Genomic DNA, 14251 nt, shown 5'->3' on the forward strand with positions numbered 1-14251 from the left:
TTTCGGGACATAGTTTTAATCCAGGAGTGCACGTGCGTGAGCCCGCGCGGAATCTCCTATATTCTTACCACCAAGCATCATCGCCAGCTCTTCTACGCGCTCGCTGTCTTTTAATTCCTCGATCTTGGTAGTGGTGGCATTCGCCGAATCTTCTTTAAATATCTTAAAATGACTGTTTCCTTTCCCGGCAATTTGCGGAAGGTGCGTAATGGCAATTACCTGCATCGCGCTCCCCATTCGCTGTAAAATTCCCGCCATTTTTTGTGCGATATCTCCTGAAACCCCAGTATCAATTTCATCAAAAATGATAGTCGGTAATTTGCTTTGCGCTGCAAGAATACTTTTAACAGCCAACATAATTCTTGAAAGTTCTCCGCCGGAAGCCGCTTTTTTAATTTCCTTAAAATTACCACCTTTATTCGCTGCCAAGTACCAGTTTAATTCATCCTGACCGTTAGCGAGAAAACTCGGAGCCTTTTTTAATTCAATTTTTAACCGGGCATTAGGCATTCCTAAATCGCCCAGTAAGTTTTCGGCTTCTTTTATAAATGCTGGAACTATAGCTTTTCTTTTTTCGTGCAATTTTGCAGCGACAGCGCCCAGTTTGGATTCCTGCTTAACAATTGCGTTTTCTAATTCTGAAAGCGCATTTTCCGCATTTTCACTTACCGAAACTTTCTCCTGAAGTTCTTCCTTTATCTTTAGTAATTCTTCAATATTTTCTGCGGAATGTTTCTTCTGTAAATTATAGATCAACTGAAGCTTTTGATTGGTTGCTTCCAGTTCTTCAGGATTAGCTTCTACCCTATCCAGAGCGCTGTTAACTTCCGAAGAAAGATCGTCTAATTCAATAATTACACTTTCTATACGCTGATGCAGATTTTCATAATTTGAAGATAAACTGGCAATCCTGGCCAAAGAAGCACGAGCCTGTTTTAAACTGTCCAAACTTCCAATTTCTTCCTGCTCCAGTAAATTTAAAGCTGAGCTTAAATTTTCGGTTAACTCTTCAACATTGCTCAACTCTTCGTAACGGGTTTCCAGTTCTTCCTGCATCCCGTTTTTTAAACGAGCTTCTTCCAGTTCATTCAGCAAAAATAAATTGTAATCGTATTCTTTGGTGGCTTGCGCCTGTTCTTCTTTTAATTCTACCAATCGCTTTTGTAATTTTTTATAGGCTTTTAGTTCGGTTCTATATTCCAAAAGCAAAACCTCGCTGCTGGCAATAGTATCAATTACCTGAAACTGGTAATCGTTATTTCCCAAACTTAAAGTTTCATGCTGACTGTGAATATCAATAAGATATTCGCCCAGTTTATTAAGAGAAGTGAGTTTTACCGGCGTATCGTTTACAAAGGCCCGTGATTTTCCTGAAGCCAGGATTTCCCTTCTGATTATGGTATTTTCTTCATAATCCAGATCTTCAGAAACAAAGAAATCTTTTAAGCGGTAATTGGAGATATTGAAGGATCCTTCTATCACGCATTTTTTCTCTGCATCGCGGATACTTCCGTAGTCGGCGCGGTTACCTAAAAGGAGCCCGAGAGCGCCCAGCATGATGGATTTCCCGGCACCGGTTTCCCCGGTAATAATGGTAAAGCCCTCCTGAAGTTTGATATTTATATCTTCAATTAAGGCGTAATTTTTTATAGATAGAGCTGTGAGCAAAGTGAACTAAATTTGCGTTAAATATACGGGAGAAATTTTTCCCAATCAACAATAAACTTTCAAGTGAGTCCACAAGCAATAATAAAAGAGATAATTTGAAATTTAGAGGCATCTGGATAACAGGATAGAGCATTTAAATCTCGATTATCGAGTAAAAATCCTTTATTGCAGGTTTCTCCAGTTTCGGGCATAACGGGGTGCAAGGCCGCTTAAAGTCTGGCTTAAACCAGGGCGGTTAATTTCGGGGCCATCGCTAAAAATTTGCGTTACCTCATCGGCTTTTGCATCAAAAAAGCTCCTAAGCAATAAAGAATTTGCCCTTCTGGAATTCATTGCGGTTAAGCTTTCTATCGCATCGGCGATAGCCACTTTTCCGGCTTCAGGATCTTTATGCATTACATCTAATCCCTGGCGGTGATACTGATATAAAGCAGTACGATATTCAGAAAACATATTCGAAAGCAAATCGGAATTTAAGCGAAAACGTGAACTCTGCCCATCGGCACCACTCCAGCCGGCTCGGCCACTTTGCTGAGCGGTATTCACAATTTGGTTAGCTTCCTGGTAATAATCTGTACCCCCTTCAGGAGCAAAAGTATCGGCATCCATTCCTAAGATAGTATAGACATAAAAAGAAACCACCGAAACCAGGTTGCTTGAAAAGGAATTCTGACTGTAATTTAAAGGCTGGTATTCGCGATAATTAAAGCTGAATTGCGCATCGTTAAAATTAAAAATCGGGCTAATCATATTAGAGCCATAGACAGGCCTCGAAGATTGCACCTGGATAGTCCCGCTGAAAGATTCGCCCTCAAAATCGTTTATGGTGATAAACATACTGCAGTTGATACGTTCTCGCGGCTCAAAATCCCTGCTGGTCCAGGATGTTTGATTTACAAATTCCCGAAGCGAATTCTCTAAAGTTCTAAAAACCGATAGGTTGCTTTGCCCGGTTTGCTCGGTGTTGATCACTATTTCGCAATTGAGTTCCTGGGCGGCCACAAAAGGCATCCCGGCGATTAAAAGAATAAGAAATAGTAATTTACGCATCTAACAAATGTACAATTTCGTTTAAAATATCGGTAGCGACCTCAGCCTTCGTTTTTAGGTCAAACACTTTTTCTGAATCCTTATAGACCAAAGTAATTTTATTGGTGTCTTTTTTAAAGCCTGCACCGGCATCATTCAAAGAATTCAGCACAATAAAATCGAGGTTTTTTTTCGTGAGTTTTTCCCGGGCGTGAACTAGTTCGTTATTGGTCTCTAAAGCGAAACCAACAAGTTTCTGATGGGTTTTCTTTTTTCCCATAGACAAAAGAATATCCTGTGTTTTAGTTAGTTCCAGGCTTAAGTTTTCTTCGGCCTTTTTAATTTTTTGTGCGGCCACAATCTTTGGTTTATAGTCTGAAACCGCTGCGGCAGCAATAGCCACATCAACATTTTCAAAAAAATCGTGTGCGGCAAGATACATTTCTCGGGCACTAACCACTCTAATTAAATTGATCTTTGGATCTTCAATTTCTAAATGTGTAGGTCCTGAAACCAGAATAACCTCAGCTCCAAGGGCAGCCGCTTTTTTAGCGAGTTCAAAGCCCATTTTTCCGCTGGAATGATTTCCAATAAAACGCACAGGATCTATAGCTTCATAAGTTGGGCCGGCGGTGATAAGTACTTTCTTTCCCTTTAAGGGTAGATTTTCAGCGAAATGCGCTTCAAGAAAACCGATGATTTCTTCGGGCTCTGCCATTCTTCCCTCGCCTTTTAATCCGCTGGCAAGTTCACCGGTTCCTGCGGGAATCATAATATTTCCGTAGGATTTAAGACTTTCAAAGCTTTTTGTTGTGGAAGGGTGCTTAAACATATCCAAATCCATCGCCGGGGCAAAGAAAACCGGGCATTTCGCCGAAAGATATGTTGCGAGTAAAAAATTATCGCTATTGCCCGAGGCCATTTTAGACAAAGTGTTTGCTGTGGCGGGGGCTAAAAGCATAAAATCGGCCCAAAGGCCGAGTTCTACGTGATTGTTCCACTGCTCATCTTCATCATCTTCAGTAAAAGAAGAAAACACCTCATTTTTGGATAAGGTAGAAAGGGTAAGCGGAGTAACAAATTCTTTTGCAGCCGGCGTCATCACAACTTTTACCTGTGCACCGGCTTTAATAAACAAGCGTACTAAAAATGCAGATTTATAGGCAGCGATACCGCCACTTATGCCCAAAAGCACTTTTTTGCCTTTTAGTACAGACATCTTAATTAAGCTTCTGCTTCAGAATCTTTAGTGTTACGGTAATAGATCTTACCGTCTAACCATTCCTGAATAGCAAGCGCGTGAGGTTTTGGAAGTTTTTCGTAAAACTTAGAAACCTCAATTTGCTCCTTGTTCTCAAAAATCTCATCCAGACTGTCGTTGTAAGTCGCAAATTCGTCAAGCTTCTCCAACAATTCTTTTTTGATCTCAGAATTGATCTGGTTTGCTCTTTTCGCAACCACTGAAATAGCCTCGTATATATTACTTGTTGGCTCGTCTACCTTGTTCTTATCAAAGGTAACGGTGTTGATTGGTGCATCTGTCTTTTTAATATCCATCTTTCTTCTACTATTAAAAATTTTGTAAGCGTGATTTTATATCTTCTGCTGAAGCTTCAATTGCTTCACTATATTCACCTTCGGTGTAATATTTTTTATAATCCTGGTAGTATTCCAGTGCTTCTTCAAGGCGTTCTTGCATTAACTCCCTAAAGCTGTTAATCGCTAATTGATATGCCGAATCAAACCTGTAATATTGCGCGTCTTCCCTAAACGGGGAACCGGGATTATTAGCCAGGAAGTTTGTAAATGACCTGATAGCGGCCCGGTAGTTTCCGGCTCTGGCTTCACCGGTTAAATGATATTGTTTTGCAATTTCATATTCTTTTCTTTCCAGTTTAATACGCAACTCAGCGGCCATATCATTGGCCTCCTCGGCATGCTCACCTTCGGGATAGGTATTTAAATAAGCCTGAAGTTCTGTAATTGCTTTATTAGTATCGGTTTGATCAAGATCATATCTTGGGGAAAGTTCGTAAAAACTTCTTGCTTTTTTAAAAGCTGCTTCCTCAACCTTATCACTGTTAGGATAAGATTGTCCAAAACGCTCAAATTCATAAGAAGAAAGGTAATAATTCTCTAATTCATAATAGGTATCGGCAAATAAGTAGCTAAGTTTTTCTCCCTGAGGTTTTCCGCGATACTCGGGAACAATTTGCTCAAATAACCTTAAGGCTTTTCGATATTTCTTTTTATCGTCATCTTCTTTAGCTTCGTTGTACAACTGCTCTGCGTAGGTATATTTCTTTCCGCTGTCCTCACTTTTTAATAAGGTTTGAAACTCACCGCAGGACACAGTTAACATCAAAACTGCTACTAATAAAATTGCTTTCTTCATCATTTGTAAAAACATCTGGCAAAAGTACATTTTTCTTCAGTATAAAAAAAACTTTGTATTACAGCCTTAGATAACATAATTAGCCCTCTTTTATTGTTCTGAAAGACGATAAAATAAGGCTTTTGCTGTAAAATTTAAGAACTAAAAAGTTCTCCTTTCGTCAAGCTGAACTGGTTTCAGACTTTATCCCGAATTTATTTCGGGATTCTAACATGAGATAATTATCAACTTATTAGATCCTGAAATAAATTACCATTGACGAAATTTAAAACTTTTTAGACTTTAAAATAAGTAGTCGATAAATTTTATTTGAAATTCTTCAGAAAATCTGCAATTTGCTGCTGAAGTGCAGGTGTTGCTTTTACCAAAGGTAATCTCAGGTAATTCTGAATACTTCCTTTTTGGGCAAGCAAAGCTTTAATTCCGGCAGGATTTCCTTCAGCAAAAATCAATTCTATAGATCGCTGCATTTTATAATGAAGTTCGTAGGCTTCAGTTGGTTTTCCTTCTAAACCTAGGGCAACCATTTTAGAGAATTCCGCAGGTAATCCTTGTGCAATTACTGAGATCACTCCTTTTCCCCCGGCTAAAACCATAGGAAGGGTAAGCATATCGTCTCCGGAAATTACCAGGAAATCTTTTGGCACCAGGCTTATTAATTTCATTGCCTGTACCATATCCCCGGCAGCTTCTTTAACCCCAATAATATTATCAAAATCCCTGGCGATTCGGTTTATGGTTTCCGGCAGCATATTAGATGCGGTTCTTCCCGGTACATTATAAAGAATCACCGGTAGTGGTGATGCAGCAGCTACTGCCTTAAAATGTTGGTAAATTCCTTCCTGAGTAGGTTTGTTGTAAAATGGCGAAACCGAAAGAATTGCTTCAAATCCCGTAAAGTCTCCGGTTTTTAGTTCTTCACAAAGAGCATGGGTGTTATTTCCACCAAGCCCTAGAACTAAAGGCAGGCGGTTATTATTCTGTTTTACAACAGTATCTATTACGAGTTGTTTCTCTTCTTTATTCAGGCTGGCGCTTTCGGCGGTTGTTCCTAAAACCACCAGGTAATCTATTCCATTTGCGATCTGGTTCTCTACCAGATTTTCCAGCTCCTGCACATCTACAGATAGATCTTCCTGAAAAGGAGTTATCAAAGCAACACCGGTACCAATAAATGATTTCATTCTCTTTGTTTTTTTGTGATAATCGAAAAGATTTGCCCTATTTCAGCTTAAAACTGAAAAATGCAAAATTTTCGGGCGACAAATGTATTAATTTTGCCAACTTCAGCACCTTAAAACTAGTTCTGTATTTAGAAAAAAGCACATATTTAACAGCTTTGTTTTTTCTGTTAAAAAATAAACAAGGAAAAATGTCTCAGCAAATTAAACAAGGTTCATCAAGCGAAGTTTACGCTCGGGGGTTAGAAAAAAAAGCAGACAAAAAATTAATCCTGTATACCAAAGTAAATTACCTGTAATTAAAATAGCAGAATCTTTCATATAAAAATATGCGGAATCTCTAAAAACATCTGCAAATATAAATGCCAGTACCAGTGTAACAAAGTAAACTGATTTTTTAGAATAGGAATTCAGATAATAGATGAGAGAGAATATACCCAACAGTAATAAAACACTGTAATAGACTATATAAATAGAAAATTCAAAATTATTAGCCATATAGCTCTCAAGTTCAACTACATGCATCAACAATAAATAGGTGTTTATAGAAATAAGAAGTAAAAAATAGATCAGCATTGTTTTACTCGCTGTTTGTCGCTCTGTGTTCTGTAATGCTTCTCTGCTCAAACCAAAATATGCAGCTATATAAAATAATAGTGAAAAAATAGTTAAACTGTAAGTATTAAAAAAGAAGCCTGCGATTTGGGCGGAAATGAAAAATACAAAAAAGAACATCGCATTAAAACCGGCTTTTTTGTTTAGCCTTAAATAAATACCTGCCAGCCCGGTAACAAACAAGACCTCTGTAGCCTGCATCAACCAGTCGGCATCAGCTAAGGTAGCATATAGGTTTACAGCCAGTAGCGGAATAAGAAGTATAAATATGTAATGATAAAGACTCATTTTCAACAAATTGCGGCCCGAAAATATAAAAATCATTTTATCATTTTCACCTTTTTTACTAAAGCATTGGCGTTTTTAAGTTAATGATGTAATTTTTCGATAAAATACCCGCTTTTTCAGTTGAATTACCACTGATTTTTCAAAAAAAAATTTTTAGTCGAGCCGAATAATCTACATATCTTTGGTTTTTTAATAAAAATTAAATGAAATCAGCATGATGCTGAATCCCAAAAATTGGCAGGTAGAGGAGAATAAATATAAGTCTTTGTCAAATTTCTAAAACAGGTTAAAATTCTAAACGGATGAGGAAAATTAGATTAAGTTTTTATCTGCTTCTTTCGGCAATTATATTAAGTTGCAAAGGGAATTCAGTTGAAACAGCCGAAATTAAAGCGCAACGAATTGCCATAGATGAAAATATTGAAGCCGACCCGGAAATTGAAGAATTTGTAGCTCCTTTTAAGGAACACCTCAATAAAACCCTGGATAGCACTTTAGCCTATAACCCAAAGGATATGGTGAAAAGCGATGGCGATCTAAATACAGCGATTGGTAATTTGATGGCTGATATTGTAATGGAGCAGGCAAATCCAATCTTTAAAAGCAGGACCGCCAACGAAATAGATATGGTGCTACTGAATTACGGCGGAATTAGATCTGGCTTAAACAAAGGCAATATTTCTACCCGTAGTGCTTACGCACTAATGCCTTTTGAAAATGAGATCGTAGTCACTGAACTTTCCGGAGAAAAAATTAACGAAATGCTTTCTTACCTGGAGCGAGCCAAAACGGCTCATCCCGTTAGTGGAATCCAGATAGAAATGGATCAAAATTATAATGTAAACCGGGCAGAAATTAAGGGTAAAAAAATTGATGAAGATAAGACCTATTTTGTGGCGACTTCAGACTACTTGCAGCAAGGTGGCGACAATATGAACTTTTTAAAAGATCCAGTTGAACTTTATAAAGTAGATTATAAACTACGTAACGCAATTATAGATTATTTTAAAAAGATAGACACCCTAAAAGTTGAAAAAGACAATAGGTTTATTAGAAAATAAGTTAACCGGGAACAAGTCCCTATGCACGATTAGAAAATTATTTTTTTTAATTTCGAGAAATCTCGAAATAATAAATCCCGATTATCGAGTAAGTGATGAGAAGAAGAAATTTTATACAACAAACCTCAGCAGCAACAGCATTTATAGGAATTGGCGGCTTAAGCTCCCTTTCGTTTAAACCAAATTACAAAAAGCACATCACCATTCTACATACCAACGATGTACATAGCCATATTGAGCCTTTTGGCCCCGACGATTCCAGAAATCCGAATATGGGCGGAGCAGCCAGGAGAGCAACTTTAATTCAGCAGATCAGGAATAAAAATCCGAATACCTTGTTATTGGATGCGGGGGATATTTTCCAGGGAACGCCTTACTTTAATTTCTACGGCGGCGAACTGGAATTTAAACTGATGAGTAAAATGAAATACGATGCCTCTACCCTGGGAAACCACGATTTTGATAACGGGATAGACGGATTGTATTCGCAACTACCCCACGCTGAATTCGATTTTATTTCTTCAAATTATGATTTCAGCAATACGGTGATGGATGGGCATACTCAAAAGCATAAGGTTTTCACTAAAGACGGAGTGAAAATTGGTGTTTTTGGACTGGGAATTGAATTACAGGGCTTAGTAAACGATAACCTTTACAAGGAAACCAAATACCTTGATCCTGTAGAAATTGCTCAGGATATGACAAGGATCCTTAAAGAAGAGAAAAATTGTGATCTGGTTATTTGCCTATCCCATTTAGGTTACGACTACAGCCACGATAAAATTTCTGATATCAAACTGGCAAAAGCTACAGAGAATATTGATCTAATAATTGGCGGCCATACCCACACTTTTCTTGATAAACCCACTATTGAAACCAATAAGGCCGGTAAAAAAGTTTTAGTAAACCAGGTTGGATGCTACGGGCTTTACCTGGGAAGAATTGATTTTTATCTGGATGATGAAAATAAAATTGAAGCTAATGGATTAAAGATTGAGGTTTAAGCACTAAATGTCCATCCCTATCTTTAATTATTTTTCTGAATTTCCTGCGGAATAATTTCACAAAACTAATCAAGCATTTTCAGGAATTCGTCTTCACTTACAATATTAGTCCCTAGTTTTTCGGCTTTTGCCAGTTTGCTGGGACCCATATTTTCACCGGCAACCAGGTAATCGGTTTTTCCTGAGATTGATCCTGAAACTTTTCCGCCGTTATCTTCTATCATTTTCTTGAGCTCGTTCCTGGAAACTTTCTCAAAAACGCCCGAAATCACAAATGTATTTCCTTCCAGTATATCACTCTGATTTTCCAATTCTTCCGCAGCGATTTCCAGTTGAAGTCCGTAGTCTTCTAATCGCTGAACGATCTCCCGGTTTTCTTCGGAAGCAAAGAAATCGGTCACACTTTCGGCGATGCGTTCCCCTATTTCATCAACAGCTGTCAAATCTTCGGTTGAAGCTGAAGCCAGGGCTTCTATATTTTTATAGTGTTTTGCCAGTTTTTTGGCTACGGTTTCCCCCACATACCTTATTCCCAAAGCGAATAAAACCCGTTCAAAAGGAATTTCTTTAGATTTTTCAATCCCGTTTACCAAATTATCAGCCGACTTCTCTGCCATTCGTTCCAGTGGGAGAATATCCTCTTTTTTTAGAATATAGAGATCGGCATAATTGGTAATTAAATTCGCGTTAACCAATAAAGCAACCGTTTCACCACCCAGGCCTTCAATATCCATCGCTTTTCTGGAAATAAAATGCTGAATCCTTCCCACAATCTGAGGAGGGCAACCATTATAATTCGGGCAGTAGTGCTGGGCTTCGCCTTCTTTTCTAATTAACTCGGTTTCACATTCGGGGCAGGCTTTGGCATATTGGGTTTCGGGGGTTTCAGGATCTCGTTGGGTAAAATCTACCCCCACGATCTTCGGAATTATTTCCCCGCCTTTCTCTACAAAAACAACATCCCCTTCACGCACATCAAGCTTTTCAATTTGATCGGCATTATGCAAAGAGGCACGTTTTACCGTAGTTCCCGCCAATTGTACCGGTTCCAGGTTCGCTACCGGAGTGATCGCTCCCGTTCTTCCAACCTGGTAAGTGATCTTATTTAATTTGGTGCTTTCCTGCTCGGCCTTAAATTTATAAGCTATGGCCCAGCGCGGGGATTTGGCCGTGTAACCCAATTCGTCCTGCTGATCAAAACTATTTACTTTCACCACCACGCCATCGGTTTCGTAAGGCAAATCGTGACGATGATGATCCCAGTAGTTTATATAATCCAAAACTTCAGCAATACTATCTTTTAATTCAGCTTCAGGCGGAACTTTGAATCCCCATTCCCTGGCTTTTTCCAGGCCTTCAAACTGAGATTTAACCGGTAATTTTTCAGCAACTAAACTATAAAGCAGGCAATCTAAAGGTCTTTTGGCAACCTCAGCACTGTCCTGCAACTTTAAACTTCCGGAAGCAGTATTTCTCGGGTTCGCATAAGGCTCTTCCCCGGCTTCCACCCTTTCAGCATTCATTTTAGCAAAACCTTCATAAGGCAAAACAATCTCCCCCCGAATATCAAATTTCTGCGGAAAATCCCCTTTCAGTTTTAAAGGTATAGACCGAATAGTTTTTACATTATTAGTTACATTATCCCCCTGAAATCCGTCACCACGCGTCACTGCGCGTTTTAACTTCCCATCTTCATAAGTAAGACTAATAGAAGCGCCATCGTATTTTAACTCGCAGACATACTGCACCTTACCACCGATAGATTTCTCGATGCGTTTTTCCCAATCTTCCAGCTCCTCCTGGGAATAGGAATTTGAAAGCGAATACATTCTGTAATCGTGGACTACAGTTTCAAAATTCTTGGTTACAGCGCCGCCTACACGGCGGGTGGGAGAATTAGCGTCTTCAAATTCAGGATTTTTTTCTTCGAGATCCTGCAATTCATTCAGCTTCATATCAAAATCGTAATCGCTGATCTCGGGCTTGTCTTCTATGTAGTATAAATAATTATGCTTGTGTAATTCTTCGCGCAATTGCTTGATCTTTTCTTCGGTACTCATAAAAATCGGGCTGGTAAGTTATTGCTGAACTTTTAGTTTATCGTTTTCAAAAATAAGGGAATGTTTTTCCCCCTGGTGAGTAAATTCAATTTTGAATTCAGATTTATAGGCTTTATCATCGGTAGGAAACCAATCTTTTAGCTTTTGGTTAATAGTGATTAGCAAACCTGCGTCGTCCCCAATCGCACAAAAACGTTCAAAATCCCCATCGTATTTTTCTAATTGAAAATTAGATTTTAAGAACTCAAATTTTTCTGTAATGTTTTCAGTCACCAAACCAACTTCACTTATTCCCAAAATACTGTTTTCCGAAAATAATGTTGTTTCCGGTTTACTAAAACTTTCCCGGGAAATGAATTCGATTATATTTTTATCTTCATCATAAAAATAAAGTGATTTCGCATTCCAGGCCAGAAAATCTACAATTTCCTGTCCGTTACCGTGCAAAACAGGACTACGTTCCTTCACCCACTCCAGGGCTAATTCATGCTGATTATCGGGAATATGAAAAGCGATATGATAAGCTGTGGCATTTTCTCTGCGCTGAAATTTTATAGTGGAATATCCTGTTTCAACTTCAAAATAATCATCGGCATAATCGGTGATTTCTAAATTTAATTTATCCCGGTAAAACCGAAGCTGCTGCTTGATATTATCGGTATATATTTGAAGTTTATGGATTTTCATAGCGTCTTTTTTAGGTCTGATCTTTATTCATCCATTTCGGAACCGGCATAGGTTTAAAATTATGCATTTTTTCCAGGAGCTCCTCAATATTTTCGGCAATTAGCAAAAGATCAAAATTCTCTTTTCTAAGCAGACCTTTTCTAACCATGGTTTTAAGCATCTCGATTAGATCATCGTAGAATCCATTGATATTTAAAAGTCCTATTGGATTTTGGTGCAAGCCTAATTGCCCCCAGGTCACGATTTCAAAAAGTTCTTCAAAAGTTCCAAATCCCCCTGGAAGGGCGATAAATCCATCGCTTAATTCGTGCATCTTAAGCTTACGCTCATGCATATCTTTGGTGGTGATCAATTCGGTTAAATCGGTATGAACAACTTCTTTGGTTTTAAGAAAGTCTGGGATCACCCCGATAACTTCGCCCCCATTTTGGAGAGTGCCGGCAGCAACCTGCCCCATTAAGCCTAGTTTACTCCCTCCGAAAACAAGTTTGATGCTTTTTTGAGCCAAAACTTTTCCCAGGCGGTAAGATTCAGTGTATATTTTTTCATCATTGCCCTCGCTGCTTGCACAAAACACTGCAATGCTTTCTAATTGATTTTCGCTATTGTTTTCCAAAATTATAGTTTTTAAAGACTGAAAAATCATTCTAAGAACGGACTTCCCGACGGCGCTCGAAGTGACAGTTATCCAGCGAAACTGGACTAATCAAATGACCTTAATGAGCTCTCCTTTTAACATCCTGAAATTACCAAAAATATCTCTTCGCAATTCTGTTTTAAATCCATGTTCCTGCATCATCTCTTCGGTTTCTTTAGCCAGGTATTGATTAATCTCAAAATAAAGCTTTCCGCCGGATTTCAGGGCATTCTTAGCCAATTTCGTGATTTTATAGTAGAAAAGTAAAGGATTTTCATCTTTAACATATAAGGCAGTTGGAGGGTCGTACTCTAATACATTTCGGTGCATCTCCTTTTTCTCCAACTCCCGCACGTAAGGCGGATTAGAAACAATAAGATCAAAATTTTGCAAAAGTTTTTCTAACTCAAGAATATCTTGCTGAATCAAATCCAGGTTCACTTTATTAATTTCAGCATTGATTTTGGCAATTTCCAGCGCTTTTTCAGAAATATCTATTGCTGAAATTTTTGCCTGCGGAAGATTTTTCGCCAGGCTTATCGCGATACAGCCGCTTCCAGTTCCTATGTCCAGGATTTTCAGTGCATTATTTCCAGAAGAAAAATCATCTAAGATCCATTGTACCAATTCTTCGGTTTCCGGCCTTGGCACCAACACATTTCTATCAACTTTAAATATTAATCCGAAAAATTCTGTTTCTCCAATAATATGCTGAATAGGTTCGTGATTTTTTAATCGCGATAAAGCTGAACCAAATTTTCCCGCCTGAATTTCATCAATTTCGACCTCGGGATCTAAAGCCAGGTCTATTCGTTTTATTCCGAAAAAAGCTTCGGTTAGCAAAAAGAAAAAAGAAAGCACCTCTTCCGCAGGATAATCGTTCTCCAGCGCTTTTATGAAGATCTCTTTTTGTACTTTAAGTTTCATTCTTCTTCGGTTGTGGGTTGTGGGTTCTCGGTTGTCGGTTTTGAGTTCTGGGTTTGTGTGGTTTGTGGTTTGTGGTTTGTGGTTTGTAAACAATAAACTTTGAACTCTGAACCCTGAACCCTGAACCCTGAACCCTGAACCTTAAATTTTAAACCTCAACTCTTTTCTCTTGAATCTCGTCTCTTTTATCCGGCTTCTAAACATCCCTAATCATCCACATCGTACAATTATAATGTCCGGTGTTGCCAAGGGGTTTTTCTAAAGATTTAAAGCCGCTTCGGCCATAAAGTTTCCTGGCGCTTTCCATATAAGGCAGGGTTTCAATGTAGCATTTTTCAAAACCCTGCGATTTGGCAAATTTAAGGCAGGTGTCCATCATTTGCGCACCCAGGCCTTTGCCACGGGCTTCCGGCAAAAAGTACATTTTCTGGAGTTCACATATTTTTTCTTCCAATCCAATTAAAGGTGCGATCCCTGCTCCTCCAATTATTTTTCCGTCTTCTTCCACCACAAAATAATTCATTCGGGGGTGTTGATAAGTTGCAAACATATCGTCCAGGGCCTTGTCTTCGTAGGCGGTTCCTACCTTGGGAACGCCCATTTCCACCAAAACCTTTCTTATTACTTCGGCAACTTGTTGATTGTCTTCGGGTTGAATTTCCCGTATTTTTAGCGTGCTCATTCTTGGTAAATAATCCT

Annotated in this window: 14 protein-coding genes; 2 read left to right on the top strand and 12 right to left on the bottom strand. The window is 38.7% G+C overall.

What is annotated here, in order from left to right:
• Window positions 1–15 precede the first annotated feature (15 nt).
• The 7 genes from recN to LB467_RS12520 all read right to left on the bottom strand — a co-directional run bounded on the left by recN (window position 16) and on the right by LB467_RS12520 (window position 7176).
• Window positions 16–1668 carry a DNA repair protein RecN gene (gene recN / locus LB467_RS12490; RefSeq protein ID WP_224474376.1) on the bottom strand — a complete coding sequence of 551 codons (1653 nt, stop codon included), beginning with the start codon at window positions 1666–1668 and terminating at the stop codon, window positions 16–18.
• Between the two features lie 162 nt (window positions 1669–1830).
• A complete protein-coding gene (porD, locus tag LB467_RS12495) occupies window positions 1831–2718 on the bottom strand; it encodes a type IX secretion system protein PorD (RefSeq protein WP_224474377.1) in 888 nt (295 codons plus the stop codon).
• On the bottom strand, window positions 2711–3916 hold the full coding sequence (gene coaBC / locus LB467_RS12500; RefSeq protein ID WP_224474378.1) for a bifunctional phosphopantothenoylcysteine decarboxylase/phosphopantothenate--cysteine ligase CoaBC: 1206 nt from the start codon (window positions 3914–3916) through the stop codon (window positions 2711–2713). Before coaBC ends, porD begins: the two co-directional genes overlap by 8 nt.
• Window positions 3917–3921: 5 nt before the next feature.
• Window positions 3922–4254: a DNA-directed RNA polymerase subunit omega gene (locus LB467_RS12505; protein WP_133547446.1), complete on the bottom strand. Its 333-nt coding sequence runs from the start codon at window positions 4252–4254 to the stop codon at window positions 3922–3924.
• A gap of 13 nt (window positions 4255–4267) precedes the next feature.
• Window positions 4268–5095, bottom strand: coding sequence for an outer membrane protein assembly factor BamD (locus tag LB467_RS12510; protein WP_317196369.1), 828 nt, complete (start codon window positions 5093–5095; stop codon window positions 4268–4270).
• A gap of 302 nt (window positions 5096–5397) precedes the next feature.
• Complete coding sequence (dapA, locus tag LB467_RS12515) at window positions 5398–6276, bottom strand: 4-hydroxy-tetrahydrodipicolinate synthase (RefSeq protein ID WP_224474379.1); 879 nt, start codon at window positions 6274–6276, stop codon at window positions 5398–5400.
• 201 nt (window positions 6277–6477) lie between these two features.
• On the bottom strand, window positions 6478–7176 hold the full coding sequence (locus LB467_RS12520) for a hypothetical protein (RefSeq protein ID WP_224474380.1): 699 nt from the start codon (window positions 7174–7176) through the stop codon (window positions 6478–6480).
• A 302-nt stretch (window positions 7177–7478) separates the two neighbouring features.
• On the opposite strand from LB467_RS12520, the gene LB467_RS12525 reads away from it, so the two are divergent.
• Window positions 7479–8237: a 5'-nucleotidase C-terminal domain-containing protein gene (locus LB467_RS12525; RefSeq protein ID WP_224474381.1), complete on the top strand. Its 759-nt coding sequence runs from the start codon at window positions 7479–7481 to the stop codon at window positions 8235–8237.
• Window positions 8238–8332: 95 nt separating this feature from the next.
• Window positions 8333–9241 (top strand): bifunctional metallophosphatase/5'-nucleotidase, encoded by a 909-nt coding sequence (locus LB467_RS12530; protein ID WP_224474382.1) that lies wholly within the window; start codon window positions 8333–8335, stop codon window positions 9239–9241.
• Window positions 9242–9306: 65 nt separating this feature from the next.
• Here the strand turns inward: LB467_RS12530 and ligA are convergent, their stop codons facing one another.
• The 5 genes from ligA to LB467_RS12555 all read right to left on the bottom strand — a co-directional run bounded on the left by ligA (window position 9307) and on the right by LB467_RS12555 (window position 14234).
• On the bottom strand, window positions 9307–11301 hold the full coding sequence (ligA, locus tag LB467_RS12535; protein WP_224474383.1) for an NAD-dependent DNA ligase LigA: 1995 nt from the start codon (window positions 11299–11301) through the stop codon (window positions 9307–9309).
• 18 nt (window positions 11302–11319) lie between these two features.
• Window positions 11320–11988, bottom strand: coding sequence for a VOC family protein (locus LB467_RS12540; RefSeq protein ID WP_224474384.1), 669 nt, complete (start codon window positions 11986–11988; stop codon window positions 11320–11322).
• A gap of 10 nt (window positions 11989–11998) precedes the next feature.
• Window positions 11999–12604, bottom strand: coding sequence for an LOG family protein (locus LB467_RS12545; RefSeq protein ID WP_394371788.1), 606 nt, complete (start codon window positions 12602–12604; stop codon window positions 11999–12001).
• A gap of 90 nt (window positions 12605–12694) precedes the next feature.
• The gene (prmC, locus tag LB467_RS12550) at window positions 12695–13552 is read right to left on the bottom strand and encodes a peptide chain release factor N(5)-glutamine methyltransferase (RefSeq protein WP_224474386.1); all 858 of its coding nucleotides are present in this window, start codon (window positions 13550–13552) and stop codon (window positions 12695–12697) included.
• Window positions 13553–13748: 196 nt separating this feature from the next.
• A complete protein-coding gene (locus tag LB467_RS12555; RefSeq protein WP_224474387.1) occupies window positions 13749–14234 on the bottom strand; it encodes a GNAT family N-acetyltransferase in 486 nt (161 codons plus the stop codon).
• Between the last annotated feature and the right edge of the window lie 17 nt (window positions 14235–14251).

It is taken from the genome of Salegentibacter tibetensis (assembly GCF_020164485.1).
Classification (GTDB): Bacteria; Bacteroidota; Bacteroidia; order Flavobacteriales; family Flavobacteriaceae; genus Salegentibacter; species Salegentibacter tibetensis.

Excerpts from the sequence above, each read along its gene's own strand:
- coaBC (WP_224474378.1), bottom strand. The coding sequence starts at position 3,916 with ATGTCTGTACTAAAAGGCAAAAAAGTGCTTTTGGGCATAAGTGGCGGT.
- LB467_RS12540 (WP_224474384.1), bottom strand. The coding sequence starts at position 11,988 with ATGAAAATCCATAAACTTCAAATATATACCGATAATATCAAGCAGCAG.
- LB467_RS12520 (WP_224474380.1), bottom strand. The coding sequence starts at position 7,176 with ATGAGTCTTTATCATTACATATTTATACTTCTTATTCCGCTACTGGCT.
- LB467_RS12505 (WP_133547446.1), bottom strand. The coding sequence starts at position 4,254 with ATGGATATTAAAAAGACAGATGCACCAATCAACACCGTTACCTTTGAT.
- prmC (WP_224474386.1), bottom strand. The coding sequence starts at position 13,552 with ATGAAACTTAAAGTACAAAAAGAGATCTTCATAAAAGCGCTGGAGAAC.
- LB467_RS12555 (WP_224474387.1), bottom strand. The coding sequence starts at position 14,234 with ATGAGCACGCTAAAAATACGGGAAATTCAACCCGAAGACAATCAACAA.
- LB467_RS12530 (WP_224474382.1), top strand. The coding sequence starts at position 8,333 with ATGAGAAGAAGAAATTTTATACAACAAACCTCAGCAGCAACAGCATTT.
- LB467_RS12510 (WP_317196369.1), bottom strand. The coding sequence starts at position 5,095 with ATGATGAAGAAAGCAATTTTATTAGTAGCAGTTTTGATGTTAACTGTG.
- LB467_RS12525 (WP_224474381.1), top strand. The coding sequence starts at position 7,479 with ATGAGGAAAATTAGATTAAGTTTTTATCTGCTTCTTTCGGCAATTATA.
- ligA (WP_224474383.1), bottom strand. The coding sequence starts at position 11,301 with ATGAGTACCGAAGAAAAGATCAAGCAATTGCGCGAAGAATTACACAAG.
- dapA (WP_224474379.1), bottom strand. The coding sequence starts at position 6,276 with ATGAAATCATTTATTGGTACCGGTGTTGCTTTGATAACTCCTTTTCAG.
- porD (WP_224474377.1), bottom strand. The coding sequence starts at position 2,718 with ATGCGTAAATTACTATTTCTTATTCTTTTAATCGCCGGGATGCCTTTT.